Annotated in this window: 23 protein-coding genes and 1 pseudogene; 21 read left to right on the forward strand and 3 right to left on the reverse strand. The window is 47.9% G+C overall.

The window, feature by feature from the left end; translation table 11 throughout:
• Positions 1 to 70 precede the first annotated feature (70 nt).
• Complete coding sequence (locus tag DWZ40_RS13395; RefSeq protein ID WP_118543512.1) at positions 71 to 715, reverse strand: cytidylate kinase-like family protein; 645 nt, start codon at positions 713 to 715, stop codon at positions 71 to 73.
• Positions 716 to 864: 149 nt separating this feature from the next.
• On the opposite strand from DWZ40_RS13395, the gene DWZ40_RS13400 reads away from it, so the two are divergent.
• Positions 865 to 1,764: a LysR family transcriptional regulator gene (locus DWZ40_RS13400; protein WP_118543513.1), complete on the forward strand. Its 900-nt coding sequence runs from the start codon at positions 865 to 867 to the stop codon at positions 1,762 to 1,764.
• A 49-nt stretch (positions 1,765 to 1,813) separates the two neighbouring features.
• On the opposite strand, the gene DWZ40_RS13405 is transcribed toward DWZ40_RS13400, so the two are convergent.
• Positions 1,814 to 2,488 carry a Crp/Fnr family transcriptional regulator gene (locus DWZ40_RS13405; RefSeq protein WP_207664517.1) on the reverse strand — a complete coding sequence of 225 codons (675 nt, stop codon included), beginning with the start codon at positions 2,486 to 2,488 and terminating at the stop codon, positions 1,814 to 1,816.
• A gap of 144 nt (positions 2,489 to 2,632) precedes the next feature.
• Between DWZ40_RS13405 and DWZ40_RS13410 the strand changes: the two genes are divergently transcribed.
• From DWZ40_RS13410 to DWZ40_RS13480, 16 genes and pseudogenes are all read left to right on the forward strand, one after another.
• The gene (locus DWZ40_RS13410) at positions 2,633 to 3,757 is read left to right on the forward strand and encodes an ABC transporter substrate-binding protein (RefSeq protein ID WP_243035340.1); all 1,125 of its coding nucleotides are present in this window, start codon (positions 2,633 to 2,635) and stop codon (positions 3,755 to 3,757) included.
• Positions 3,732 to 4,553: an ABC transporter permease subunit gene (locus tag DWZ40_RS13415; RefSeq protein ID WP_118543515.1), complete on the forward strand. Its 822-nt coding sequence runs from the start codon at positions 3,732 to 3,734 to the stop codon at positions 4,551 to 4,553. The genes DWZ40_RS13410 and DWZ40_RS13415 overlap by 26 nt, the downstream gene beginning before the upstream one ends.
• A complete protein-coding gene (locus DWZ40_RS13420; protein ID WP_243035341.1) occupies positions 4,546 to 5,262 on the forward strand; it encodes an ATP-binding cassette domain-containing protein in 717 nt (238 codons plus the stop codon). The genes DWZ40_RS13415 and DWZ40_RS13420 overlap by 8 nt, the downstream gene beginning before the upstream one ends.
• Positions 5,263 to 5,357: 95 nt before the next feature.
• Entirely contained in the window at positions 5,358 to 8,633 is a 3,276-nt protein-coding gene (locus DWZ40_RS13425; RefSeq protein WP_118543517.1) for an acyl-CoA dehydratase activase, read from the forward strand.
• A 75-nt stretch (positions 8,634 to 8,708) separates the two neighbouring features.
• Positions 8,709 to 9,467 carry a hypothetical protein gene (locus tag DWZ40_RS13430; RefSeq protein ID WP_147354199.1) on the forward strand — a complete coding sequence of 253 codons (759 nt, stop codon included), beginning with the start codon at positions 8,709 to 8,711 and terminating at the stop codon, positions 9,465 to 9,467.
• Between the two features lie 127 nt (positions 9,468 to 9,594).
• The gene (locus DWZ40_RS13435; RefSeq protein ID WP_118543519.1) at positions 9,595 to 10,896 is read left to right on the forward strand and encodes a citrate:proton symporter; all 1,302 of its coding nucleotides are present in this window, start codon (positions 9,595 to 9,597) and stop codon (positions 10,894 to 10,896) included.
• Positions 10,897 to 11,025: 129 nt separating this feature from the next.
• A complete protein-coding gene (locus DWZ40_RS13440) occupies positions 11,026 to 11,715 on the forward strand; it encodes a response regulator transcription factor (RefSeq protein ID WP_118543520.1) in 690 nt (229 codons plus the stop codon).
• 28 nt (positions 11,716 to 11,743) lie between these two features.
• Positions 11,744 to 14,092 (forward strand): ATP-binding protein, encoded by a 2,349-nt coding sequence (locus tag DWZ40_RS13445; RefSeq protein ID WP_118543521.1) that lies wholly within the window; start codon positions 11,744 to 11,746, stop codon positions 14,090 to 14,092.
• A 154-nt stretch (positions 14,093 to 14,246) separates the two neighbouring features.
• Entirely contained in the window at positions 14,247 to 15,950 is a 1,704-nt protein-coding gene (locus DWZ40_RS13450) for an AAA family ATPase (RefSeq protein ID WP_118543522.1), read from the forward strand.
• A 214-nt stretch (positions 15,951 to 16,164) separates the two neighbouring features.
• Positions 16,165 to 16,287 (forward strand): annotated as a pseudogene (locus DWZ40_RS13455) (carboxynorspermidine decarboxylase); the annotation flags it as partial.
• Positions 16,288 to 16,359: 72 nt separating this feature from the next.
• Complete coding sequence (locus DWZ40_RS13460; RefSeq protein ID WP_347560092.1) at positions 16,360 to 16,509, forward strand: hypothetical protein; 150 nt, start codon at positions 16,360 to 16,362, stop codon at positions 16,507 to 16,509.
• Complete coding sequence (locus DWZ40_RS20460) at positions 16,458 to 16,604, forward strand: agmatine deiminase family protein (RefSeq protein ID WP_347560089.1); 147 nt, start codon at positions 16,458 to 16,460, stop codon at positions 16,602 to 16,604. The genes DWZ40_RS13460 and DWZ40_RS20460 overlap by 52 nt, the downstream gene beginning before the upstream one ends.
• A gap of 15 nt (positions 16,605 to 16,619) precedes the next feature.
• Positions 16,620 to 17,525, forward strand: coding sequence for a prepilin-type N-terminal cleavage/methylation domain-containing protein (locus DWZ40_RS13465; RefSeq protein WP_118543523.1), 906 nt, complete (start codon positions 16,620 to 16,622; stop codon positions 17,523 to 17,525).
• Between the two features lie 227 nt (positions 17,526 to 17,752).
• Positions 17,753 to 20,374: a cation-translocating P-type ATPase gene (locus DWZ40_RS13470; protein WP_118543524.1), complete on the forward strand. Its 2,622-nt coding sequence runs from the start codon at positions 17,753 to 17,755 to the stop codon at positions 20,372 to 20,374.
• A 20-nt stretch (positions 20,375 to 20,394) separates the two neighbouring features.
• Positions 20,395 to 21,600: an AI-2E family transporter gene (locus tag DWZ40_RS13475; protein WP_118543553.1), complete on the forward strand. Its 1,206-nt coding sequence runs from the start codon at positions 20,395 to 20,397 to the stop codon at positions 21,598 to 21,600.
• Positions 21,597 to 21,821, forward strand: coding sequence for a 4Fe-4S binding protein (locus DWZ40_RS13480; RefSeq protein WP_182431748.1), 225 nt, complete (start codon positions 21,597 to 21,599; stop codon positions 21,819 to 21,821). The genes DWZ40_RS13475 and DWZ40_RS13480 overlap by 4 nt, the downstream gene beginning before the upstream one ends.
• 105 nt (positions 21,822 to 21,926) lie before the next feature.
• Here DWZ40_RS13480 and DWZ40_RS13485 read toward each other — a convergent pair whose 3' ends face one another.
• On the reverse strand, positions 21,927 to 22,202 hold the full coding sequence (locus DWZ40_RS13485) for a helix-turn-helix domain-containing protein (RefSeq protein WP_118543554.1): 276 nt from the start codon (positions 22,200 to 22,202) through the stop codon (positions 21,927 to 21,929).
• Between the two features lie 324 nt (positions 22,203 to 22,526).
• Here DWZ40_RS13485 and DWZ40_RS13490 point away from each other — a divergent pair, with 324 nt between their 5' ends.
• The 4 genes from DWZ40_RS13490 (at position 22,527) to DWZ40_RS13505 (ending at position 26,219) form a co-directional block, all read left to right on the forward strand.
• Positions 22,527 to 22,922 carry a pyridoxamine 5'-phosphate oxidase family protein gene (locus DWZ40_RS13490; RefSeq protein WP_118543526.1) on the forward strand — a complete coding sequence of 132 codons (396 nt, stop codon included), beginning with the start codon at positions 22,527 to 22,529 and terminating at the stop codon, positions 22,920 to 22,922.
• Between the two features lie 125 nt (positions 22,923 to 23,047).
• The gene (locus tag DWZ40_RS13495; protein ID WP_347560090.1) at positions 23,048 to 23,887 is read left to right on the forward strand and encodes a protein-ADP-ribose hydrolase; all 840 of its coding nucleotides are present in this window, start codon (positions 23,048 to 23,050) and stop codon (positions 23,885 to 23,887) included.
• Entirely contained in the window at positions 23,823 to 24,758 is a 936-nt protein-coding gene (locus tag DWZ40_RS13500) for a Sir2 silent information regulator family NAD-dependent deacetylase (protein WP_118543527.1), read from the forward strand. Before DWZ40_RS13495 ends, DWZ40_RS13500 begins: the two co-directional genes overlap by 65 nt.
• A 105-nt stretch (positions 24,759 to 24,863) precedes the next feature.
• Entirely contained in the window at positions 24,864 to 26,219 is a 1,356-nt protein-coding gene (locus DWZ40_RS13505; RefSeq protein WP_118543528.1) for an MATE family efflux transporter, read from the forward strand.
• Positions 26,220 to 26,265: the final 46 nt, after the last annotated feature.

Here is a 26,265-nt window from a genome sequence, read left to right on the forward strand (position 1 = left end):
TGGCTTGTGCAACAAAGCTGTTTTGTGCAGAGCAAGTCATGATTCTGTGTAGTGGCTGTGCAGATTCAAACTATGCTTCGGTGTGCTGGTCACGCAGTTTTAAGCACTGCAGGATCAGCTCTACGCATCCGTCGATACCGAACTGGCTGCTGCTTAACATCATGTCATAGCTTTCGGATTCACCCCAGTGGGTGTCGGCATAAAAGTCAAAGTAGCGTTTTCGCATCCGGTCAACCTTCTGGAGACGTTTTTTTGCGGTCATTTCATCCATCTGGTTTCGTTTCATGACACGTTTGAGCTTGTCATCTTCTTTGGCGTAGATGAAAACGGACAGCATGTCGTTTCGGTCATCCAGAATGGAAGAGGCGCAGCGTCCTACGAAAACACCTCCGCCGTTTTGGGCAATATCCTGGATCGCATGACGCTCTGCGTCAAATGCCATCTGGCTTTCCGGGTAGAATGCATGAGCCATGCTGACGGTATCTGCAAATGGATTTCCGGTGAGCAGACTGCCAATCGAGAAAGGCTGCTCCTCATTCTGGCTTAAAAAGTGTTCCGTGTATCCGCTTTCCTCTGCGGCTTTCCGGATGAGCAGTTTATCGTAATAAGGAACGCCTAGCTTTTCTGCAAGCTTTTCTGCGATCTCACGTCCGCCGCTGCCGTATTCACGACCGATGCAGATCAGAGGCTGTTTTAAATTCATGGAGTCTGCCATAATAATTCCTTCTTTCGTTTCAATGATTTTCTAACCGTGCTTTATTATAACCGTGATCAAATTAGATAGATAATATATAGTTCATATATTTACTATATAAAAAATATATAGTAAGATAAAAACAGAAAAGAAGAAGAGAGGCAACATGCATGGCAGCGAATTTCGAACACTATAAGATTTTTTATTACGTGGCCCGCTACGGAAGCTTTACCAAAGCCGCGGAGCTTCTGTACAGCAACCAGCCAAACATCACGCGGATTATTCGGATTCTGGAAACGGAGCTTGACTGCAGTCTGATGCGGCGCTCAAACCGGGGAATTACTTTGACAGAAGAAGGAGAACGGCTTTACCGGAGAGTGGCGGTGGCCTTCGAACAGATTGAACTGGGGGAGGAAGAGGTGCGCCAGAGTGCGGCCCTGCAGGACGGCAGCATTGTGATCGGCGCCAGCGAGACGGCACTGCACTTATATCTGATGGAGATTTTGCGGGCATTTCACGAAACCTATCCGGGAGTCCGGCTGAAAATTTACAATTATTCCACGCCAGGCGCAGCGAAAGCCTTAAAAGAGGGAATCATCGATCTGGCGGTGGTTACTGCAGCGGATCAGAAAGAATTGGAGGGAGTGGCAGACCATGTGGTTTTGGTGAAATCTTTTTATGATGTACTGATCGCAGGAAGACGTTTGGAAAGCCTTTCCCAGAAGACAAACGAATTAAAAAGCCTGGAACCATATTCTCTGATCTCGCTGGAGCGCCATACGAGCAGCTACGATTTTTACAGCCATTTTTATCTGCAGCATGGCCTGACCATGCAGCCGGATATCGAAGTGGCAACCGCAGACCTGATCCTTCCGATGGTGGAAAAAAATCTTGGAATCGGATTTCTTCCGTATGAACTGGCAGCGCAGGCATTGGAAGAGGGGCGGGTAGTTGAAATCCCGCTAAAAGAGAGTATCCCGGAGCGTCTGATCTGCATGCTCTACGACACAAACCGTGAGAGCGGGACCGCCGCCAAACGGTTCCGGGATATGGTAATGAAAGGACGATAGCAGAGGCAAAACGAGACAGACCCATACGATCCAGTTCCGGCAGTAAAATTTATTCTGTCTGTATAACCGGGTGCTGGGCAGGAAGACATCCGGTCAGCATAATTTTTGTTTTTCCGAGCTGGATCAGACCTTCCCGGTCCATTCGTCCAAGCTCTCTGGAAACAGCGCTCCGGTCGCAAAACAGGTAGTTTGCCAGCTTATCACGCCCGAACGGCAGTGTGATGGTGGCAGAATGCTGCTGTCTGGATAAGATGGAAAAATAGAGCAGCAGCTTTTTTCGCAGGGATCCCTGGGTCAAGATGCGGATCTTCATCATCAGTTCCATGTTGTTTTTGGCGATCAGCTGCATCAGGTTTTCCATGACTTTAAAACGGTAGGTGCAGTTACAGTTTTGCAGGGAAGTAAATTCCGGCACATACAAGAATAAAATTTCTGCCTTTTCTGAGGTGAAAATTTCAAAGATATTGGCAGAGGCATGGGCAACGGCCAGGGCATGACCGAACAGCTCACCGACGCAGGCCTGGGTGATCAGGGTATGGTTGCCGTCCGGGTCAGTCAGAAAAATTTCCGCATATCCGTTTAAGACCAGCCCAAGACAGGGAATTGGTTCATCAGAAGAAAACAGCAGGGTCCTGCTGGTAAATACTTTCTTTTTTGCTTTTAAACACTGGAGTACCGACTCCATTTTTTCTTCCGGGATTCCCATAAATAATGGATTTTTCATCAGTAGTTGATAATAATTTCTCATGAAAGCCTCCTTGTTGCCGCGGCAACTGAAATGACGTTTGATCTTTGCTATTCTAGTTAGCGTTCACTAACTAATGTTAGCAATTACTAACCACTATAACAAAGGGGAGGAAAAAATACAATGAAAAAATCAAAGTTACTGATCGGACTTGCGGCCGTGGCGATGCTGGCGCTGACTGCATGTCAGGGATCAGGCGGAAGCACTGCAGAGACAGAAGCAGAAACGAACGCAGCGGCAGAAAGCTCAGAAAATGGCGGCGCTGAGAATGGCAGTTCCGAAAATAGTGGTGCTGACAGCCTTGGAGCATCTGAAAAGGAAGCGGATGAAAACGGGGAAAAGACAGCTGCTGAATCCGGAGAAGAAGTGGTGTTAAAACTGGCAGTACCGAAAGCACCGCCGACACTTCCGCTTCTTCATATGGCAGATGCCGGACTGCTGGGCGATAACGTAAAGATGGAACTGGATATCTGGGATGCGCCGGAGCAGCTGATCGCCATGGTGCAGGACGGAGAACATGATATGTTTGCATTTCCGCTTACGGTAGCGGCAAAGCTTTATAACAAAGGACTTCCGGTGCGCCTGACCAATGTCAATACCTGGGGTGTAACCTACTTTATCACGACGGATCCAAATCTGACGGAATGGTCCCAGTTGAAGGGCAAGACCGTGTATGTTCCGCTCCAGTCTTCCCCGCCAGATGCCTTAACCCAGTTCTTTTTAAATGAAGCTGGTTTAAAGGCTGGTGAGGATGTCGAGATTGTTTATTCCACTACCGCAGAGATTTCCCAGATGATGGCAGCGGGTAAGATCGAGTATGCAACTCTCATCGAACCGCAGGTAACGGCAGCAAAGATGAACAATGATCAGGTTCGCGTGGTTTTTTCGTTTGAGGATGAGTGGAAGAAAGTAAAAGGAGAAGATTCCATCGTGCCAAATGCAGGACTTGGAACGACAGAAACATTTATTTCTGAAAAACCGGAGCTGGTGACAGAGTTTGAAGCTGCTTATGAGGAATCTTTAAACTGGGTTTTGGAACACCCGGCAGATGCTGCAGCACTGGCAGAGGAAAAGCTTGGACTTAAGGCTGCGCTGGTAGAAAAAGCAATCCCGAACATGGGTCTGATTTATAAAAATGCGGCAGACGCGAAGACTGACCTGGATGGTTTCTATCAGCTTCTGAACGATTTTGATCCGTCCATGATCGGAGGCAAAGTACCGGATGAAGGCATGTATTACAGCAAATAAGTACCAGATGAAGATCTGCATGACATCAAACAAGGAGCGGATGAAGACTTGTATGACAGCAAACAGGTACCGGATCGCGGCAGCGGCTCTGGTGCTTGGACTCTGGTGGGGAATGAGCAATCTTTATTCCCCCCTGGTCGTGCCGCCGATTCCTGCGGTGGCTGCAAAGGTGGCTGAAATTTTAAGCTCTGCAAAACTCTGGTGTGAGATTGGGAAAACGATGGTGCGCCTTGTCTGCGGTCTGGGAATCGGGATTGGGATTGGCTGTCTGACAGGTTTGTTTGGCGGTGTGCTCAGACCGGTCCGCCAGCTCATTCAGCCGGTACTCGGCATTATCCAGGTCGTGCCGCCGATTTCCTGGCTGATTCTGGCGATTATCTGGTTTGGATTCAACGGACGGGCAAGCATTTTCATAGTAGTGATGGCGGTAGTTCCGACCATGTTTATCTGCATTTGTGACGGCATTTCGGCGATTGACCGGAAGTTGTTGGAGATGGGAAGCGTGTTTGGATTTTCTGTCTGGAAAAAACTTCGCTATATCCTGATCCCGTCGGTAACCCCGTATTTTGCGTCCGGCCTGAAAATTGCAGTCGGTATGGCATGCAAAACGGTCGTGATGGGAGAAGTGCTGACTACGACGTCGGGGATTGGCGGACAGATCATGACAGCGCGGCTGAATATTGAGCCGGAGACAGTCATTGCCTGGACTGTGATCATGGTGGGGATTTACTATGCAGTGGTTCTTGTCGGAAAGCTGCTTCTTTGCAAAAAACATGCGGTACAGCGAAATGAATAATATAGGAAAGGAACGGGGCAGTATGCTGGATGTGATAGATCTTGGAAAAAAATTCGGTGGCCTGCCGGTTCTGGAGCATTTAAATCTCCGTGTGGAACCAAAAGAAATCACGGCCATTGTGGGTCCTTCCGGATGTGGGAAATCAACGCTTCTGAACCTGATCGCGGGAATTACCGGTGATTATGAGGGGCAGATCAGAAACCGGGCGAAAAAAACGGGGTATGTGTTTCAGGAAGACCGGATTCTTCCGTGGCTGACGGTATATGACAATATCCGGGTGGTGCGGGACGATACCGATAAGGCGCGGATTGCCCAGCTTATCGATCAGGTGCATCTGAGCGGATTTGAGGATTATTATCCGGAGCAGCTGAGTGGCGGCATGCGGCAGCGGTGCGGGATCGCAAGGGCATTCTACTATGGAAGCGAGCTCCTTTTGATGGACGAGCCGTTTAAGTCACTGGATTACACTCTTCGCCAGGAAATGCTCACGCACCTGAAGAAACTTTGGGAGCAGGAGCAGAACTCCGTGCTGTTTGTTACGCATGATATGGACGAGGCGCTGCAGATTGCAGACCGGATCCTGATATTTGGTCCGAGACCGTCGTTTGTGGTGAAAGAAATCCGGCTTCCACGTCAGGAAGGACTTCGTGATCTCAGTATAAAAAACCTGGTCGAGGCGAAAGCAGAAATGATCCGGCTGATCGGTTAGGAAGTTTCTGAACAGAAAATTTTGTATGGTGCAGCTGCGGCTGAGAATTTTGCCAATTTGTAATAGGAAGCATTGGAAAAGGAGAGAGGAAAGAAATGAGAGGACTGGGAATTGATGCGGGAGCGGGAAGTATTTCCCTGGCGGTAGTGGAAGATGGAAAGCTGATCTACAGCCGTTACGCGCTGCATAAGGGAGAAGCCAAGGCTGTGCTTGGCAGAATGCTGGAAGACATGAAGCAGGAATTGAACCGTACCAATACGGGAACCATCGACTATGCCGCAGGAAACAGTGCTGCGGCTTTTCTTTTTCCCAAAGCGGGACAGAGGGAGATGGCAGACCGGGTGATGGCGCTTCTGGCAGGACAGAAACTGCTTTATCCAAAGGCACAGAGCATTCTGGAAATCGGTGCACAGACCTCCTGCTTTTTGACGGGACTTGGACATGACCAGGTGCTGGAGTATGCGGTAAACGGAGAATGCGCAGCAGGAACAGGGGCATTTTTTGAAGATCAGATGTATCGTCTGGGATTACCTTTGGAATCTTATTCTGAATATACAGACCGCGCCGCCAGTGTTCCGCGGCTTGCAGGACGCTGCAGTGTGTTTGCAAAGACCGATTTGATCCACCGGCAGCAGGAGGGAGTATCCGCAGAGGATATCCTTCTGGGCCTGGCTTACGCGGTGGTAAGGAATTTTAAAACTTCAGTAGTGCGCAAACTTCCGGTGCACAGACCGGTACTTTTGTCTGGCGGTGTGGTAAATAACCGCGGGGTGATCCGGGCAGTGAAAGAGATTTTTGGGCTGGAAGAAGGAGAACTGCTCTGTGATGATGGTGGAACCATTGTTTCCGCAGCTGGTCTGGCTGTGATTGCCATGGAACGGAAGGTGCGTGTGGACTGGGAACGGCTATGTGAGGATGCAGGTAAGGATATGGTGTCTTCCTGTGAGGGCAGCTGTGATGGTATGGCGACTTTCTGCGACTGCAGCAGGGAAATAAAACGAAAGTCTGAGGGGAAGAGGCTTCCTGCGTTTCCTTACGAGAAGGCGAAGCTTCACAAGACCCGGGCACCAAAGCCGGGAGAAGCAATGTGGCTTGGGGTGGATGTGGGTTCTACCAGCACCAACCTGGTGCTGATCGGAGAAAATCAGGAAGTGCTGGATTACTGCTATATCCGCACTTCAGGCAACCCGGCCCGGGCTGTCGAGGAAGGCCTGGAAGTATTAAAACCAACCATAGATATGGCAGGAACCGCCATTGTCCAGACCGCAGTGACGGGATCTGGCCGTTATCTGATCGCAAAGAAGCTGGGAACGGACCAGATTCTGGATGAAATCACGGCGCAGGCCAGGGCGGCATCATTCTTGAACCCGGACGCAGACACGGTCTTCGAGATCGGCGGTCAGGATTCGAAATACATTTCCGTGAAGCACAGTCAGGTCGTGGATTTTGAGATGAACAAGGTCTGCGCGGCTGGAACCGGTTCGTTTATTGAGGAGCAGGCAGGGCGGCTGGGAATTCCGCTTTCCGAAATCGGACCGATGGCGCTGGAGGCAAAACATCCGGTGGAGCTTGGTGAGCGCTGCACGGTGCTGATGGAGTCAAAAATCGTATCAGAGCTTGCGGCGGGCGCGGGGAAGGAAGATCTCTGCGCTGGGCTCTGCCGTTCCATTGTGCGCAATTATTTAAACCGTGTGGTAGTCAATAAGAAAGTGGGACAGGTGGTCTGTCTGCAGGGCGGCATTATCCATAACGAAGGAATTGTTTCTGCTTTTTATGAGATGCTGGGCGACCGGCTTCGCATCACACCTTATTATGACGTGACCGGTGCTTACGGAGCGGCGCTGGAAGCCAGGGATGCTTCGGAAAAATGCACCTGCGACCAGGAAAGAAATGAGGAAATCTATAAGAAAAACCGCGCATGGTTTTATGCCGGGTATGATGGAACGCTTTTGCCGGACCGGAAAACGATCGGTATCCCGCAGTCCTTAATGATGTATAAATTTTTCCCGATGGCGTACCAGTATTTTACCCAGCTCGGCTTTAACGTTCTGTTATCGGAAGAAAGCTGCGAGGAGATCATCCGCATCAGCCAGGATGTGACGCAGGAGGAAACCTGTTACCCGGTGAAACTGCTTCACGGGCATATGGAATGGCTGGCGCGAAAAGGAGTAGACTATATGTTCCTTCCCTGTATCCGTACCATCCGGCATGAAACATCCGGGGTAGAGCACAATTATGGTTGTGTTTACATGCAGACCGCGCCGAAAATCGTGGCGAAAACATTGAAGCTAAAGGAACGCGGCATTCAGATTCTCGCACCGGTTCTTGACATGGATATGGGACAGCCGCAGCTGGCAAAGGCGATGATCCAGACCGGAATTGGGCTTGGAAAAGAGAAGGAAGCCTGTCAGATGGCAATGAAAAAAGGCGCTGCCGCCATGCAGTTGTGTGACCGGAAGTCGGAAGAACTTGGAAAAGAGATTCTGGCATCTTTAAAGCCGGATGAGAAGGTTCTGGTGCTCATCACCCGGAACTACGGAATCTCAGATCCGGTACTGAATATGGGAATTCCAGGTGAACTTCTAAAACGGGGCTGCAAGGTATTAAACCTTGCACATCTTCAGGGACACAGCATGTATCTCGCAGAGGAATACCCGAATTTATACTGGCCATTCAGCCAGCATATCTTAACCGGAGCCAAGATCATAAAAAATCATCCGAATCTGTATGCGGTGTATCTGACCAATCATGGATGCGGACCTGACACGATGATTTCTCATCTGTTCCGTGAGATCATGGGAGAGAAGCCATATCTGTCTGTGGAGGTAGATGAACACCAGTCGGCAGTTGGTGTGGTGACACGGATTGAGGCATTTTTGAACAGTCTGAAGCATGTGGAGAACCGGGAAAGCAGCAAGAGGGAGGACAATGCCTGGGGAAAATGCAACCCGGAAAGCGGCAGACAGGAACGCAGAGGACAGGAACGCAGCGAACTGGGAAGCAACAGGCGGGAAAGCTGTGCGGCTGGGTACGACGGCATCCCTCTGCTTCATAAATTGCAAAAGAATGCGGTCTTGCATCTGCCGCCGCTTTCTGTCTACACAGAACTTTATGCAAGGTGGCTGCGGAATCGGGGATATATGGTTCATGTCAGCCCGGATTATACGCGAAAAGACATGGAGACCGGAAAAGCAGAAAGTATCTCAAAAGAATATGCAACCTTTTCTGCTATGGCAGGACAGATCCTGCGCCAGGAGAAGAGGTGGAATGAAATTCCAGGCGGAGTTTTGCAGGCAGAATCATTGCAGGAAGAAGAAAAAGCGCAGAAAGAGGGGCGTGAGGGCTGTCTGGTGAAGGTTCTCCAGCCTTAGCAGCGCTGCTATCTGGTACCGCAGACCGAGGGTGCCGAGGCAGAGGGCATGTTTTCTATGGTGATCCGGGCGCTTTTGAAGCAATCCGGAGCAGATCCGGCACAGGTCAGTCTGTATACTCCATTTACAGAGCACTTATTTCAGATGGAAGACTGGCAGCAGATCTGGCAGCTTATCATGCTGGGAGATGCACTTCTTTGTATGGAAGAAAACGAGCAGAAACCAGCAATCGAAAACATCACGTTTCCTCTGACATGGGAAAAGACAAAGTCTCTGCTTAAAGCATGGCATGAAACATGGAATGGAAACAGTCTGAAAAAACAGAAGCGGGTATTCCTTTTTGGATCCGCCATGGTCTTAAACAGCAATGATCTCAACCGGAATATGGCAGATGCCGTGAGAAAACATGGATTTTTGCCGGTTCCGATGATGCTTTCCGAATATCTCTGGTTCTGGGTCCGGGAGAGTCAAAAAGAAATTCCGCAGGAAGCAACGAAACAGCTTACCTGGTTCCGGGAAACGTACCGGGATATCTGGGGAGAAAAGGAAACTCTGGAAGAAGCGTTTGCCGGACTGCAGAAGGCGTATCCGGAGGTGGTTGGCGGAAACATCCGTTACCTGTGCAGTCTGGCTGCGAATGTGATACCCGGCGGGGCAGGAAATATGCTGCTGCTTCCGACCTATGCCAATGCCGGATCCGTGATCGAGATGATGAAACACGATTCCCCGGTGCCATTCCTGCATTTCCAGGCGGAAGGAAATGGGGAAGCAGACGAGGTGGAGCGGCGGGAAATCTGGCTGAACCTGCTTGAGAAAGGATGCTGCAAAGAATAAAAAGACATAGAAACAAATTATGTGGGATTATGACAAAATTGTCATTTTTTTGTCATGAACAATTAAACTGCTGTCGGTAGAATAGAACTCAGTAAGAACTTTGTTAAAATTTGGGAGGGACATGACTATGGCAGCAGTTATTGGTTTTCTGATGATCATTGCGATCGTGGCATTGCTTTTAAAGGGCAAAATGTCACCGATCGTGGTACTGGCAGTGGTTCCGGCCATTGCAGCCCTGATTCTCCGGTTTTCCCCGGTAGAGATCATGGATTTCATTGCCGATGGCATTAAAACGACCACCAGCAATGGTATTTTATTTATCTTTTCGGTTATTTATTTTGGTGTTCTGGCGGACACCGGACTCTTTGATGTGATCGTAGGCTGGCTGGTAAAGAAAGCCGGAAATAACGTCATTGCAGTAACCGTTGTAACCGCAGTGATCGCAACCATCGCACATCTTGACGGAACCACTGCAGTTACCGTTCTTATCACCATTCCGGCGATGTATCCGGTTTACAAAAAGATGAAGATTGACCCGCGCATTCTTCTGTGCCTGACTGGTGCCTGCATGGGTGTTATGAACCTGCTTCCGTGGGGCGGTCCGACTGCAAGAGCGGCAACCGTGCTGGAAATGGACGCAACCGAATTATGGCACATGTTGATCCCGCTTCAGATCGTAGGACTTGTTATGAATATTCTTCTGGCTGTTGTGCTCGGTATGTTTGCAATCAAACATGGGGCCGGACTTGGCAAGGGAGAAGAGATTGAAGAGGATGCAAAAGAGAAGAAAGAAGCAGAGGATTTAAGAAAGTCCAACAAATATCTGATCTTCAACTTCCTTTTGACTGCAGGCGTGATCGCACTGTTATCAACCGGTATCGGTAAGTCTTATGTTATTTTCATGCTGGGTCTGTGTATCCTTCTGGCTGTGAACTATCCGAACCAGAAGCTGCAGGATAAGCTGATCAAGAAGCACGCTCCGGCTGCACTGATCATCTCTGCGACCTTATTTGCAGCAGGTGCCATGGTTGGTGTATTTGACGGAACCGGTATGTTAGAGGCAATGGCAAGCGCTATCATGGCAATCATTCCGGCTGCACTTGGCAAGTACATTCATATCATTTTTGGTATCCTTGCCCTTCCGCTTGGTCTGTGTGTGGGAACCGACGCATACTTCTACGGTATTATGCCGCTGGTTATGCAGGTAGGGGAGACCTACGGTGTTGCTTCTTTAAATACTGCGCTGACGATGCTGATCGGTAAGAATCTGGCTTTGATGGTAAGCCCGCTTGTACCGGCTACCTACCTGGCAATCGGCCTGACCGGAACGGAACTGAAAGACCATATGAAGTTCAGTATCCCGCCGTATTACCTAGTAAGCCTTCTGATGCTGGCATTCGGAGTTATTCTGGGGATTGTGACGGTATAATAATTTCATAAAAAAACGATGGACCGTGAAAATTGCCGAAGGCAACTTTCACGGTCCTATTACGTTAACAATATTGCTATAGGTTATGGTATAATCGAAAACAGAAGAGGAAAACGGGAGGCATTTTTTATGGATGCGGATAAAATTTTACTGGTGGATGATGAGCGTGCGATCCGCCTTGCCGTGCGGACTGCCTTAAGCCGCGAGGGAATGCAGGTGACGGAGACTTCGGATGGCAGTGAGGCACTGGAACTTTTGAAAAAGCAGCAGTTCCAGCTTGTCATTTTGGATGTCATGATGGAACAGGTAGGCGGCTATGAAGTGCTGCAGGCGATGCGTGCGGCCGGGGATCATACACCGGTCATGATGCTGTCTGGAAAATCGGACGAGATGGACCAGGTTCTGGGACTTGGCTTTGGCGCGGACAGTTATCTGACCAAACCATTTCACACAGCAGTGCTGATTCAGACAGCGAAAGCCCTGATCCGGCGAAGCAAGGTTTACAGTCAGGGAACATCGGATCTTGGCATCCGGAAAGGCCCATTTACGGTAGACACTCTGAAAATGGAATGTTTAAAGAACGGGGAGCCGCTCAATTTTACGGCGCGGGAGCTGACCTTATTCCGGTTTCTGATGGAACATCCGGGACAGGTGTTTACCAAGGAACAGCTGTATACCCAGGTCTGGAATGAGGCAGTTGTGGATGACAATACCATTACGGTTTATGTGAAGCGGATCCGCAATAAGATTGAGGATGATCCCAAACAGCCGCAATACTTGAAGACAGTACGCGGAATCGGGTATATGTTAAGCGTGTAAAGCCTGAAAATTGAGGGAGACGAAGCGGATGAAAAAAATCTGGAACGGCATTCAGAAAACGGTTCAAAAGTGTAAAACAGAGCTGTCTGCGTTTGGCATTATTCTGCTGCTTTCGCTGGTCATGATACTGGCCGGATTTCGTTTTTATCATCAGTATCGGAAACAGGTTATCGAGACAGAAGAAAGTCAGCTGCTCACGATTGCTGGAATTATCGGAAACAATCTGAACACCTATCTGGAACAGCAGCTGCATCAGATCGATCTGTATTATGCAGGGCAGGAAGGGTGGAGTGCAGATGATACGGCAAATGCAGAAGCAGCAGGGAATGTAGAAAATGTGGAGGTGGCGAATCCAGAAACAACAGGAAATGCGGAGGCGGCAGAAAATACAGAAAGTGCAGCAATTTCCAGAGCAGAGACAGAACAGCTGGAACGTCAGACTGAATACTTTTTACAGGAAAATCAGATGCTCTATAACTGGATTTCAATCACTGCACCAGGTGAAACAGTGACTTTTTATAAAGCTGGAGAAACGGAAAAGAACGCAGTGAAAATCCAGAAACATTCTGAACTGTCAAAGGAAAGCGGAACGGAAAACAGGAAAGAGAAGAAAACCGAAGAGAAAACCGGAATGCTTCATGAGGAAAAGGCCTGGATCTCTGGGAAGAAAATCTCAGATGAAACCGGCTGGTATGAACTTTATGTGGAAAAAGAAATTTCACGGTCAGATGGAATGCTTCTCCTTACGTTTGCCATGAACCTGGAAAGTTTATACCAGAAAATCGTGGCACCGGTAAAGATCGGAAAAGCTGGGTATTCCAGTGTGAAAGACCAGAATATGTATATCATCATGCATCACGCCAAAGACCAGATCGGACTGGAGGCCTTTGATGACCGGATCCAGAAGTATCCGGAACTGGATATGAGCAGTATGAATGCATGGCTTTCCTTGCAGGCAAAACAGGATTTTGGCACCGGCGTGGTCGATACTTATGTCTGGGATGACCCGGAATTACCGAAAGTCCGAAGGGTTGTCGCGTTTCAATCTATTTTGGTCCAGGGAGAGCGCTGGATTGTAAATTCCACGATTCCGGTAAAGGAACTCTCTGGCCCACTGGACAGTATGATGGTGATGCTGACTGGGATTGTGGCATTGTATGTATTGTTCCTGATTATAGCGACGGTTGTGCTGCTCCGCAACCATTTTCTTGCCCAGAACCAGCAAAAGGAGATTACTTATCTGAAAGAAATCAATCAGGGCATGGAGATGCTGGCACAGAAAAACAATGAAATACGGCATTATCAGCGCGTACAGTCGCTTGGCATGATGGCAAGCCACATTGCACATGAGTTTAATAATTACCTGACACCGGTACTCATTTATGCGGAGCTTTTAGAAAATGACACCTCCATTTCAGCGGAAAACCAGGAGATGATCCATGAAATCACAGCGGCTGTGGATAAGGCCTCAAACCTTTCCAAAGAGCTTCTGGCTTTTTCCAGACAGGACACGGGAGTCCGGCTGGAACTGATTGATTTCAGCAAAGAAGTACAGGATGCAGTAACAATCGTAAAGCAGCTGACACCGTCAGCCATCACCTTAAAAACGGAAATTACCAAAGAACCGCTGTATGTTCTTGGACGTAAGAAAATGGCAGAGCATATTTTGATGAATCTCTGCAAAAATGCGTTTCAGGCGATGGAAAAATCTGAAAAAAAGGAGCTTGTGATCCGGCTGATGGCAAAAAATCCGGATATGCTTATTTTAGAGGTGGCGGATAGTGGCTGTGGCATCAAAGACGATGCCATGCAGAAGATTTTCGAACCATTTTATACGACGAAAGGATCCAGACAGGGTACCGGCCTTGGGTTATCGGTCGTGCAGAATATGGTGACATCCGTAGGTGGAAACATCCGGGTAGAGAGTAAGGCCGATGAGGGAACGACGTTTGTGCTGGAGATTCCGCAGAGCCGTTCAGAAGAAGAAAAAGACAGCCGCAAACGCCTGCAGCAGGTATCCAGAATTGCCATTGTGTCCCAGGATGAATCGATGAAAACATGGAAAAAGACATTTGCAAGGAGTCAGAAGACGATAGAGATCTATGGGCATCCGGCTGTGGTGATTGACCGGATCCAGAAAAATCCGTCAGCCTATAATCTGATCATTGCAGAATACAGCCTTCCGGTTATGAATGGAATTGAACTGTGCGAAGCCATCCGGCGCATTAATCCGGAAACCCGTCTGATCCTGATCGCAGACCAGAACGGGGCAGATTTTGAATGGTATTTGAACAATGGCATGATCGACCGGTTTATGCTGAAGGAAACATTTTTGGAAGAGTTCTCCGAGATGTTTGGGTATATGGAACATGAGTAGCTGAGCGTTTACAGACTGGGAGTTCTTAAATTAGAAAATTCGTCAGGTTGCCACGCCGAAGGAAATATGCTAGACTCGTAAGTAAGATTCGTGTCATTGTTTTATATCAGGCAGCTGCACAACTTGGTGACAAAGACAGAAAGCAGGTGAAAGTATGACCAGGGTAATCAGCATCGGAAAACAGGATTTCGCATCGTTGCGTGAACATGATTACTTTTTTGTGGATAAAACAAAGCTGATCCGGGAATGGTGGGAATCTGGAGATGAGATTACGCTGATCACACGTCCGCGCCGGTTTGGAAAAACTTTGAATATGAGCATGTTACATTGCTTTTTCTCCAATCATTATGCAGACCGTGCGGATCTGTTTGAGGGCTTGGATATCTGGAAGTATGAGACGTACCGGCAGTTGCAGGGAACGTATCCAGTCCTGTTTTTGAGTTTTGCTTCGGTAAAGGCAGATAATCTGTCCGATGCGAAAAAGCAGATTAATGCGCTGATCGCAAAAAAATATGAAGAGAACCGTTTTCTGCTTCAGAAAACGACCCTGAGTGAAAATGAAAAACAGGCTTATGAACAGGTCACCATGGAAATGGAAGATGCAAGGGCTTCTTCTGCATTAAATGATCTGTGCTGTTATTTGAATCGTTTTTACGAAAAAAAGGTGATCGTCCTGCTGGATGAATACGATACACCGCTGCAGGAAGCCTGGCTGAAAGGGTATTGGGATGGTTTTGTTTCCTACATCCGCAGTCTGTTCAATGCAGTATTCAAGACCAATCCATATCTGGAACGGGCAGTCATGACCGGCATTACCAGAATTTCAAAAGAATCGGTCTTTTCAGATCTAAACAATCTGAACGTGGTGACAACGACATCCGAAGAGTATGCGGATTGCTTTGGTTTTACGGAAAAAGAAGTGTTTGAGGCACTGGAAACGTATGGGTTATCGGATCAGCAGAAGCAAGTGAAAAAATGGTATGATGGTTTTATTTTCGGACATTGCCGTGACATTTATAATCCGTGGTCGATTACCAATTATCTGGACAAAAAGCAGTTTCGTCCGTATTGGGCAGCAACCAGTTCCAATGCCCTGGTAAACCGTCTGATCCAGACATCCTCTGCCGATGTAAAACAGAAGATGGAGCAGCTGATCAGTGGCAGGGAAATTTCAGTGACCTTTGATGAACAGATTGTTTATGATCAGCTGGACCAGGATGAACGTGCGATCTGGAGCCTTTTGCTGGCAGGTGGTTATCTGAAAGCAGACAGCATCGAATACCGGGGGGATTTTCTGGAGCCATGGTATTTCTTAAAAATCACCAACCAGGAAACTTATGGAATGTTTGCGGCCATGTTCAAGGGATGGTTTGGTCGGTCCTTATCCAGCTATAATGGCTTTATTCAGGCGCTTTTGTCTGGGAATACCAAAGAGATGAATGCCTATATGAATGACATTGCACTTATGACATTCAGCTTTTTTGATACCGGAAAGCATCCATCTGAAAAAACGCAGCCGGAGCGGTTTTATCATGGTTTCGTGCTCGAACTTTTGGTGGAACTGCGCGGACGGTATCGGATTGAGTCGAATGGAGAAAGCGGATATGGGCGTTACGATATTATGATGACGCCACTGCAAAAAGCGGAAGACGCGATTCTGATCGAGTTTAAGGTGCATGATCCGGAGGAGGAACAGACGCTTGCCGATACCGTGCAGGCGGCGCTTCGTCAGATTCGCGAGAAACGCTATGATGCCAAATTAAAGGCAGCAGGATTTTCTGAAGATAAAATCCGCAGCTATGGCTTTGCGTTTGAAGGAAAGAAGGTACTGATCGGTTCATCCGGTGCACAGAAATGAAACGCATAGAAATGCAACTCCCTCCGTATCCTGTAAAGAGAGTCTTTTAGGATACGGAAGGGCTTTTTACCAAGGAGTTTTACGGCAGCTGTTATCAGGCACATATTCCGACCTGCCCGTCCGGCTACTGGCTGTTCGGCTTTGCGTCAAAGAAGTATCATCCACGGATACCGTGATCACAACCGCCGGGGTGGACGCGGACAACGTAGAAGAACTGGAACTGCTGATCCGCTGTGTTCGACATATCAGGGACACGTACGGAGTGGAGGTGTACCTGGAACCGGGCGAAGCCATTGCCTTAAATGCCGGATATCTCGTGACCGAGGTGATGGACATATAAAACCATTCTGCCGGAACGCTTGAAAACACTTCCGGCATCAGATGGATTTCATATGCCCAGGGAGGTGACGTGGACGGCCTTTATGCAGACTGGGAAAAAGATAATGCCGTGGCAGAGGCTGTCTGTGATGCTCTTGGTTATCCGGTATATGATGCGGGAAGGTGTTTGTGCTGGAGGGCGGTTCCGTCCACAGTGACGGAGAGGGAACGCTTCTGGTAACAGAAGCATGTCTCTTAAGCGCGGGAAGAAATTCTCAATCATTGCAAAACGAAAAAGAATGCAGTACAATAAAACGGTACGAAAGAATGGCATAAGGAGAGCGTAAAATCATGAAAAAACAAAAGACTGGGAACAACGGCTTTACGATTGCGGAGCTTTTGATCGTCGTTGCGATCCTCGGAGTTCTTGTTGCGATATCCATGCCTGTTTTTTCAGGACATCTGGAGAAAAGCCGTGAGACGGTTGATCTTGCCAATGTGCGCTCTGCTTACTCGGAAGTGATGACAGCTGTGATTACTGAGGATACAGCAAATTATTCCAGGACAGTGAAATTAAAACAGAAACGGGACAACTGGAATGCCTATGATCCCGTTACGATTGCCGGGATCACGCATTCAAGGGACGAGGGTAACACGGAGCACTGGATCGGAATCCCTGTTGAGAACGGAGAATGTACGCTGTCATATATTCCGGATTTCGGAATGAAGGTAATATGGAGCGGAGCAGGCGGCAATGATACACCGGTTTCTTTTCCGTATAACGCTGATCTGCATGGAGCACTCGATAAAACCGATATACTGGATGAGCTGAAAAAACAGAATAAGACTTATTTTGAAATAGATTCTAAGTGTCCAAAGTCTGATATGCTGACAAGAGTTAATGAGGAAATCCGGAAGGAAGGCAGCAGCAGTCTGCTGGGAACCGGAACATGGGCCTATATGGGAAGTCCGAAATATGCATCCAGTCGGTATTTGTTCTGGACATCTATGGATACCAATCAGGTTGGGGCAGGAAAAAAAATTCCGGTCATAGTCAGCAAAGCAGACGGTGGTTTTTATATTTCTGAAACGACAACAGCTGCAAGAAAGAAGGACGGAAAGACGTATGTTGCAATTGCGGATCATATTGCAGACTTTTCCCCTTATACATCCGGCAAAAAATATGACAGTCTGGAAGATGCCTACAATGCATATCAGAAGCTGCTGGCGGATGGAACCTATGAAAAAGCATCTTGACATCCGCACGGTTTTTGGTATATGATGAACTCAATAAAGGGGAGTAACCTACGCTGGTAATCTGCGTTTGTGATGTCGTCAGTACGATGGAAGCATCCGGTGTCACAAAGAAACGGTGAGACTTTTATTGCATTATTATTGTGCAATAAAGGTCTCTTTTTTATTGAAAAACCTTCATTGCATAAGAAATACAGTGGAAAAATGCTTAAACAGAGGAGACAGAAGTGATGAAGGAATTTTATCAGCAAACGGTGAAAGAGGTTTTGGACCGTGTGGAAAGCAGCGAGACAGGCCTCACCAGTGAGCAGGCCGGAAAATTCCGGGAAAGGTGTGGCTGGAATGAACTTGCAGAGGGGAAAAAGAAAAGTATCCCCCAGATTTTTCTGGAACAGTATAAGGATTTTCTGGTACTGATCTTAATTGCATCGGCCATCATATCCGGCATGCTTGGCGATGAGGAAAGCGCGGCTGTGATCTTGATCGTGATCACGATCAATGCGATCCTGGGCACTGTGCAGACCGTAAAAGCGGAACAGTCTCTGCAGAGCTTAAAGAAGCTTGCAGGACCGCAGGCCAAGGTACTGCGCGATGGTTCCACGATCCAGCTTCCGGCGAGAGAGCTGGTGGTTGGAGACGTGATCCTGGTGGAAGCAGGCGACATGATCCCGGCGGACGCAAGGCTGATTGAAAATGCAAGTCTTAAGGTTGATGAGAGTGCTCTTACCGGAGAGAGTCTTGCAGTCGAAAAGGGCCTGGAGGCTATTTTGGCAGAGGCTCCGCTGGGAGATCGGACCAATATGCTCTTTTCCGGCAGCTTTGTGACATATGGACGCGGAAAGGCAGTGGTAACGGACATAGGAATGCAGACGGAGGTTGGAAAGATTGCAGGACTTTTGAAGTCAACTTTCGAAAAACAGACTCCGTTACAGGTGAGTCTGGAAGAGTTTGGAAAGAAATTATCCGTTTTGATTCTGGTATTCTGCGGGATTTTATTTGCAATCAACGTATTTCGAGGTGAAAAGATCAGCAGTGCATTCATGTTTGCCGTAGCACTGGCGGTTGCGGCAATTCCGGAAGCGTTAAGCTCGATCGTGACCATTGTCCTTTCCTTCGGAACACAGAAGATGGCAAAGGAGCATGCGATCATCCGAAAACTGCAGGCAGTGGAAGGCCTTGGAAGTGTTTCCGTCATCTGCTCGGATAAAACAGGAACACTGACACAGAATAAAATGACGGTTGAGGATTACTATGTAGAAGGAAAACGGATCCCGGCAGCAGAAATTGATATAGCAGATCCGGCACAGAACTATCTTCTGGAGTGCAGTATTTTATGTAATGATTCGACGAATGAAAACGGAGTGGAAATCGGGGATCCGACAGAAACTGCATTGATCAATTTGGGAAGCCGGTACGGAATCGAGGCTGCAAGCGTACGAAACCGCCATCCGAGAGAAGGAGAGCTTCCATTTGACAGTGACCGTAAGATGATGTCAACACTTCACAGGATAAACGGTGAAAACCGGATGATCGTAAAAGGAGCGGTTGACCGACTGCTGGAGCTGACGGAATGGATTTGGACAAAAGACGGAATCCGCGAAATTACAGAAGCAGATAAAGAAACCATACAGCAGCAGAACCGGGATTTTTCAATGGAAGGCCTGCGTGTACTGGCATTTACCTATCGCGAAATTCCAAAGGAGCATGTATTAACAGCAAAGGATGAGGCTCATCTCGTATTTCTCGGCCTCATTGCCATGATGGATCCGCCGAGAGAAGAATCAAAGGCTGCCGTCGCAGAATGCATCAAAGCAGGAATCCGGCCGGTCATGATTACAGGAGATCATAAAATTACGGCAGCCGCCATAGCAAAAAGAATTGGAATCCTGCATGATTTATCGGAAGCCTGCGAGGGTGCGGATATCGAAAAAATGAGTGATGAGGAGCTGAAGGATTTTGTCCCGGATATATCTGTGTATGCAAGGGTTTCCCCGGAGCATAAAATCCGTATCGTCCGCGCATGGCAGGAAAAAGGAATGATCGTTGCAATGACCGGAGACGGTGTGAATGATGCCCCGGCATTGAAGCAGGCGGACATCGGTGTTGCAATGGGAATCACCGGGACCGAGGTGGCAAAAGATGCTGCCGCCATGGTGCTAACCGATGACAATTTTGCAACCATTGTAAAAGCAGTAGAAAATGGACGAAATTTATATCGAAACATTCAGTATGCGATCCAGTTTCTTTTGTCGGGAAATTTTGGAGCAATTTTAGCAGTTCTGTATGCATCGGTTGCAGGACTTCCGGTTCCGTTTGCACCGGTACACCTGTTATTTATTAATCTTCTGACGGATAGCCTTCCTGCCATCGCACTTGGCGTGGAGTCTTCTGACAGTGATGTGATGAATGAGAAACCAAGATCTGCGGACGAATCGATATTGACAAAGGATTTCCTCGGCAAAATCGGTCTGGAGGGCTTTGTGATCGGTGCGATGACAATGATCGCATTTCTGACAGGATATCACCAGGACGGCGCGCTGCTTGGCAGTACGTATGCGTTCGGAACACTTTGTCTGGCACGCCTGTTCCATGGATTTAACTGCAAGTCGGATCATCCGGTTATCTTTACAAATCGGTTCTTTAACAATCCATGGCTGCAGGGAGCCTTTGTGCTCGGCGCAGTACTGATCACCGCAGTATTGACCGTTCCCGGCCTTCATCGTGTATTTCAGGTGGAGACTCTCAATCCGGTACAGCTCGGCTGCGTATATCTGTATGCCTTTGCCAGTCTTCCAATCATTCAGTTGCTGAAGTGGATTCGCACGAAATTAGGAAAAAATGGAGAAATATAATGGATTTCAGTAAGCTATCTATGAAAAAAATTCGGGAACTGATCATTTTCACAGCACTGCTGGCAGCTGCGCTGTGGAAATTTGAAGTTGTGATCGATGTGCTGAAAACAATATGGGGGATCATATTCCCCTTTGCACTGGGAGGCGCAATTGCTTTTGTCATCAACGTGCCGATGAGCTTTCTGGAAAAGATGATCTTTGGGAAGGTCAAAGCCGGAAAGAAAAAAAGCAAAAAGCTTGCCAGACCGGTAAGCCTTCTTCTGACCATGATACTGGCTGTCAGTGTCATGGTACTGGTGATGTTTGGTGTGATCCCGCAGCTCACCCGGACTATGGGAACACTGATGATGAGCATTGCCGATTTTATTCCGCAGATGCAAAGCTGGATTCGGGATTTTTCACATAACAACCAGAATATTATGAATTATGTAAATCAGATCCAGTTTCAGCCAGATCAGGCCATTCAGTGGGGAATCAGCATTCTTGGCAGCGGAGCGGGAAATATGATGAGCACGACCATGTCAGCAGTGAGCTCGATCGTCAGCGGACTTGCCACCTTTTTCATTGCATTTTCCTTTGCCTGCTATATTCTTTTTCAGAAAGAACAATTGCACATACAGATAAGAAAGGTATGTTTTGCGTTTCTTTCTAAACAGAAAGCAAATGCACTCCTTAAAATCTGTTCCCTGATTTATCGGACATTTGCCAATTTCCTTACAGGACAGTGCTTGGAGGCTGTGATCCTCGGAAGCATGTTTGCCGTCACGTTAAGCATTTTGAAAATGCCCTATGCACTGCTGATCGGAACCCTGATCGCCTTTACTGCATTGATCCCAATCTTTGGCGCGTTTATCGGATGCGCAGTGGGCTGTTTTCTGATTTTTATGGTAAGTCCGAAACAGGCAATGCTGTTTATTCTTGTATTTCTGCTGCTTCAGCAGATCGAAGGGAATCTGATCTATCCGCATGTGGTCGGAGGTTCCGTTGGACTTCCGTCCATATGGGTCCTTTCTGCAGTTACCATCGGCGGAAATCTTATGGGAATTGCGGGGATGCTCATCTTTATTCCGCTTGCATCTGTTTGTTATACTGTTTTCAGGGAAGTTGTGTATCTGCGACTGAAGGAAAAACATATAAAACGGGTGACAACGACAGCGGTGGAAGAATATACCGCGCAGGAATGGATGGATGCGGAAAAGAAATTGCAGGAAGGAGCAGCGAAATGACAAACGAAATGGAATCCCATAAGGAAAAAGCAGTATACTATATTTTGGATACCTGTACCCGCTGCGGGCGATGCGCTCAGAAATGCCCGCTTCATGCACTGGTGCCGCGTCAGGGACATTACCGGATCGATTTACGTTTTTGCGATGGCTGCGGAATCTGCTATGAGATCTGCCCGATCGGTGCGGTGGCCATCCATATGGATTTTGATCCGCAGATATGATAAGATGGTGCAAATAGTGAGTTGTCATTTGGATGCAACAGTACCGTAATCACTGTACGGCAGGAGCAGATCGTACAGATCATCCGGTACTGGGTTCCGTAAACATTAGTGGGAACGCTGGTAATTCTCGCCCCAGGTCCACATGGCATCCATGATCGGCTTTAAGCTATAGCCAAGGTGTGTGAGCGTGTATTCCACTCTTGGCGGTACTTCCGCATAGACCTTGCGGGTCAGGAGACCGCTTTCTTCCATCTGGCGAAGCTGGGCGGTCAGTACTTTCTGACTGACATGACCGATTGATTTTTTCAGTTCTCCAAACCGTTTGGTTCCCGGAAGCAGATCCCGCAGGATGAGTACCTTCCATTTATCGCTGATGAGCATGAGGGTAGTCTCCACCGGGCAGGTCGGAAGTTCTTTGATCGCAGAAGCAGCAGATGTCTCCGTGAGGCATGTGCTGCTTTTTTTCTCTGTAGTAGTCTGTAAATCTGGCATGATTTCCTCCAAAAATTCAGATTTTAATATAATAACTAATTATAATATAGCAGCTTTGGGGTTTCAAGTAGTTTCCTTCCGGTAACTACACCACAATATTGTGCGTACTTTCACATTTTCCAATCTTCCATTATAGTAGAGTCATCGAAAGGAAAAACCTTTCAAAACCAAATACTCAACTCAATCATCAAATTTATCATGGAGGATAAGAACATGAACAAAGTAGTAGAATTTTTACAGGCAAACCCGGTACAGTATCTGGCAACCGTAGGACGTGATGGCAAGGCAAAATGTCGCCCGTTTATGTTTTCCGGTGAAATGGATGGAAAACTCTGGTTCTGCACCAACAACACCAAGGAAGTGTACAAAGATATGCAGGAGAATCCGGAGATTGAGATCTCTGTTTCCAGCCCGGAGTACGCATGGATCCGTCTGCACGGCAAGGCTGTGTTTGAGAACAACATGGCAGTGAAGGAAATGTGCATTGCAAATCCGATCGTAAAGAGCCAGTACCAGACTGCGGAAAACCCGATCTTCGAGGTATTCTATCTGGAAAATGCACACGGCCTGATCGCAGATTTCTCCGGAAACCCGCCTTACGAGTTCTAATATCGTTTCCAGAGTGAGCGTGAATCGGAATCGAATACCAGAGGAAGAGAGATAGAAAATGCATGGAGTGCCTGGGGCTTTCAAAGTTCCAGGCACACTTTATGAAAACTGGAAATTGTGATAGGATGAAATTGTTAGAAAAAGCAACAGCAGGAAATGAGGTGTATTGTATGAACCAGAGTGAGCGTCGGCAATATCTGATCCGGTCGCTTTGCGATGAGCGGGCGCAGTATCGCAGAATGGAGATTCCTTCCGGAAAGAAGGAGCAGGATGATCTGCTCCGTGCCCTGATGAATGTCCGTGAACCGGAAAAAATCTCAGAGGAATTTTTGAAAATTCAGGATGCGTATCTGCAGGAGGAGCAGAGTAAGCGGGTGCTGATCGATGTGTCCGGGCTCACTCCGGTTTCTTTAGATCCGCGTATGGTGCTTTGGCAGGGCGATATCACCACTCTGAAGGTGGATGCGATCGTCAATGCAGCGAACAGCGGCATGTGCGGCTGCTTTTATCCGCTTCATGGCTGCATCGACAACATCATCCACAGCCGCAGCGGAATCCAGCTGCGCTTGTACTGCGCAGATATGATGCACAAACAGGGACATGAGGAGGCAACTGGTCAGGCGAAAATCACACCGGCTTTTAATCTGCCATGCAAATATGTGCTTCACACGGTTGGACCGATCATCCGCGGTGCAGTGACAGAGCGGGATTGTGAACTTTTGGAAAGCTGTTACCGGTCCTGCCTGACCCTGGCGGCGGAGTCCGGGGTGGAGAGCATTGCATTTTGCTGCATTTCGACCGGAGAGTTTCATTTTCCAAATGAAAAGGCTGCGAAAATTGCCGTGCAGACGGTTAAAAACTTTTTAGCAACAGAAACCAGGATAAAGAAGGTGGTATTCAATGTTTTCAAAGATATGGACAAAGAAATCTACAGAAAACTGCTCGGCGCAGACCGGGCAGATTGAGCGTTTGAAAGACGTATTAGAAGAGGCAGATGCGATCGTGATCGGCGCAGGAGCCGGCCTTTCTACCTCGGCAGGTTTTGTATACAGTGGAAAACGGTTTGAGCAGTATTTTTCTGATTTTGCGAAAGAATACGGGTTCACGGATATGTACTCCGGCGGATTTTATCCATATCAGACATTGGAGGAGCACTGGGCTTACTGGAGCCGCTATATCTGGATCAACCGTTACCAGAATGCACCAAAGCCGGTTTATGAGGAACTATTCCAGATGGTAAAGGACAAAGATTACTTTGTCCTGACCACCAACGTAGACCATTGCTTCCAGAAAGCCGGGTTTGAGAAAAAGCGTCTGTTCTACACGCAGGGAGATTACGGGCTGTTTCAGTGCTCCAAACCATGCTGTCAGGAAAACAGTGACAATGAATCCCTGCTTCGCCAGATGCTGAGTGCACAGGGCTTTATTATCGGAGCAGATCATAGTCTGACATTGCCGGAAGGCATGAAACCCAAAATGAAAATTCCAGAGGAGCTGGTTCCATATTGTCCGCATTGCAGCAGACCTATGACCATGAACCTGCGCTGCGACGATTCTTTTGTGGAGGATGAGGGCTGGCATAAGGCAGCGGAATGGTACAGTGAATTCCTGCGTCGTCATGAAGGAATGAAGGTTGTATTTTTAGAATTAGGCTGCGGTTACAACACCCCTGGTATCATAAAGTATCCGTTCTGGCAGATGACCGACCGCAATCCAAACGCAGTGTATGTGTGTCTGAATTACGGGCAGGCGTATGCACCGGAAGAAATCCGGAAAAGGGCGATCTGTATCAACGGGGATATTGGTGAAATTCTGGAACAGATTTGCGACAGATAAAAAGAATCATTAGACATTTCCATAAGACCGCAATAAAATGTAGGTATTCGAAAGAATATCTGCATTTTTTTGCGTATTCTGATTACGACTGAGGAGAAGGAAGTAATGAAACAAAAACCAACAAACCCGATTTTTTCTAACCGCGATCTGATCCATCTGGTGATCCCGCTTGTCATTGAACTGGCGCTGAAACTGGTCGTAGGACTCCTGGACTCCATTATGGTGTCCAGCGTTGGAGAAGCAGCGGTATCCGGCGTTTCCCTGATCGACAGTGTGTTCCAGCTGCTGATTTATATTTTTGCGGCGCTTGCTGCAGGCGGTGCCATTGTGGCGGGACAGCGCCTGGGAGCCGGAAAACGGGACGAAGCAAAGCGGTCTGCCGATGAGCTGATGTGGATGAACGTGGTGATCTCCCTGGTGATCATGCTTTTGATGTTTGCAATTTCCGAATGGATCTTGACGCACGTATTTGGAAGCATCGATGCGGATGTGTATTACCATGCAAAGCGGTATCTGTTTGTGGCAATCTTTTCGATTCCGGCGATTGGTATCTTTGAAGCGGGTACTGCCATTTTCCGTACCATGAACGATTCTGCGACAACCATGAAGATTTCCCTGCTCATGAATGCAGTCAATGCGGTAGGCAACGCGCTTCTGATCTACGTCTGCAAAATGGGAACGCAGGGAGCGGCGCTGTCTACGCTGGTTTCCCGCTGGCTTGCAGTCGGGATCGTGGTGTGGCTGCTTTTAAATCCTAACCGGGAATTGAGCCTGAAACGTTCCCTGCGTCACCGTTTTAACTGGAATCTTACAAAAAATATTTTGCGACTCGGCATTCCAAACGGAGTGGAAAACGGAATTTTCCAGCTTGGAAAGATTGTTCTTCTTGGTTTTGTCGCTACCTTTGGAACCAGTGCGATCACCGCAAATGCAGTGACGCAGACGCTGGCATCGTTGGAGGTGATTCCAGGCAATGCCATTCAGCTGGCCATGATACCAGTCATTTCCCGCTGCGTCGGAAAGAAGGATTATGAGCAGGCACGATATTACAATCGGAAGCTTATGAAAATGGCATATGCGGCGATGTGGATCTGGTGCGGAGTCATGGTGCTCAGTCTTCCGGGTATTTTGAAAATTTACAAACTGTCTGCGGAAACAGCAAAGTTGATGATCACGATGTTTGTATGGCATACAGCAGGAGCCGTAACCCTGTGGCCGTTGTCATTTGATCTGCCCGCATCGCTTCGTGCATCGGGAGATGTCCGCTTCCCTATGGTCATTTCCATTCTTTCCATGTGGACCATGCGGCTTGGCGGCGCACATTTTCTGGGAACTTTCATGCAGCTCGGTGCTCTTGGTGTCTGGATCGCCATGGCTATGCTGGACTGGGGATTTCGAGGAACGATTTATGTATTCCGGTGGAGAAGTGGAAAGTGGATGGAAATGCGGCTTGACAAGTAAACGACTGTTCACTATAATGCAAGTAAACGATCGTTTACAAAAGGAG

Origin of the sequence: Clostridium sp. AF32-12BH (genome assembly GCF_003477935.1) — a bacterium.
Taxonomy (GTDB): domain Bacteria; phylum Bacillota; class Clostridia; order Lachnospirales; family Lachnospiraceae; genus Brotaphodocola.

Bases quoted from the DNA above. Each gene is read 5' to 3' on its own strand.
- DWZ40_RS13495 (WP_347560090.1), top strand. From the start codon at position 23,048: ATGAAATTGTTAGAAAAAGCAACAGCAGGAAATGAGGTGTATTGTATG.
- DWZ40_RS13425 (WP_118543517.1), top strand. From the start codon at position 5,358: ATGAGAGGACTGGGAATTGATGCGGGAGCGGGAAGTATTTCCCTGGCG.
- DWZ40_RS13415 (WP_118543515.1), top strand. From the start codon at position 3,732: ATGAAGGCATGTATTACAGCAAATAAGTACCAGATGAAGATCTGCATG.
- DWZ40_RS13485 (WP_118543554.1), bottom strand. From the start codon at position 22,202: ATGCTCATCAGCGATAAATGGAAGGTACTCATCCTGCGGGATCTGCTT.
- DWZ40_RS13500 (WP_118543527.1), top strand. From the start codon at position 23,823: ATGTTTTCAAAGATATGGACAAAGAAATCTACAGAAAACTGCTCGGCG.
- DWZ40_RS13470 (WP_118543524.1), top strand. From the start codon at position 17,753: ATGAAGGAATTTTATCAGCAAACGGTGAAAGAGGTTTTGGACCGTGTG.
- DWZ40_RS13405 (WP_207664517.1), bottom strand. From the start codon at position 2,488: ATGAAAAATCCATTATTTATGGGAATCCCGGAAGAAAAAATGGAGTCG.
- DWZ40_RS13435 (WP_118543519.1), top strand. From the start codon at position 9,595: ATGGCAGCAGTTATTGGTTTTCTGATGATCATTGCGATCGTGGCATTG.
- DWZ40_RS13505 (WP_118543528.1), top strand. From the start codon at position 24,864: ATGAAACAAAAACCAACAAACCCGATTTTTTCTAACCGCGATCTGATC.
- DWZ40_RS13440 (WP_118543520.1), top strand. From the start codon at position 11,026: ATGGATGCGGATAAAATTTTACTGGTGGATGATGAGCGTGCGATCCGC.
- DWZ40_RS13445 (WP_118543521.1), top strand. From the start codon at position 11,744: ATGAAAAAAATCTGGAACGGCATTCAGAAAACGGTTCAAAAGTGTAAA.
- DWZ40_RS13465 (WP_118543523.1), top strand. From the start codon at position 16,620: ATGAAAAAACAAAAGACTGGGAACAACGGCTTTACGATTGCGGAGCTT.
- DWZ40_RS13410 (WP_243035340.1), top strand. From the start codon at position 2,633: ATGAAAAAATCAAAGTTACTGATCGGACTTGCGGCCGTGGCGATGCTG.
- DWZ40_RS13395 (WP_118543512.1), bottom strand. From the start codon at position 715: ATGGCAGACTCCATGAATTTAAAACAGCCTCTGATCTGCATCGGTCGT.
- DWZ40_RS13475 (WP_118543553.1), top strand. From the start codon at position 20,395: ATGAAAAAAATTCGGGAACTGATCATTTTCACAGCACTGCTGGCAGCT.
- DWZ40_RS13420 (WP_243035341.1), top strand. From the start codon at position 4,546: ATGAATAATATAGGAAAGGAACGGGGCAGTATGCTGGATGTGATAGAT.
- DWZ40_RS13400 (WP_118543513.1), top strand. From the start codon at position 865: ATGGCAGCGAATTTCGAACACTATAAGATTTTTTATTACGTGGCCCGC.
- DWZ40_RS13490 (WP_118543526.1), top strand. From the start codon at position 22,527: ATGAACAAAGTAGTAGAATTTTTACAGGCAAACCCGGTACAGTATCTG.
- DWZ40_RS13450 (WP_118543522.1), top strand. From the start codon at position 14,247: ATGACCAGGGTAATCAGCATCGGAAAACAGGATTTCGCATCGTTGCGT.
- DWZ40_RS13480 (WP_182431748.1), top strand. From the start codon at position 21,597: ATGACAAACGAAATGGAATCCCATAAGGAAAAAGCAGTATACTATATT.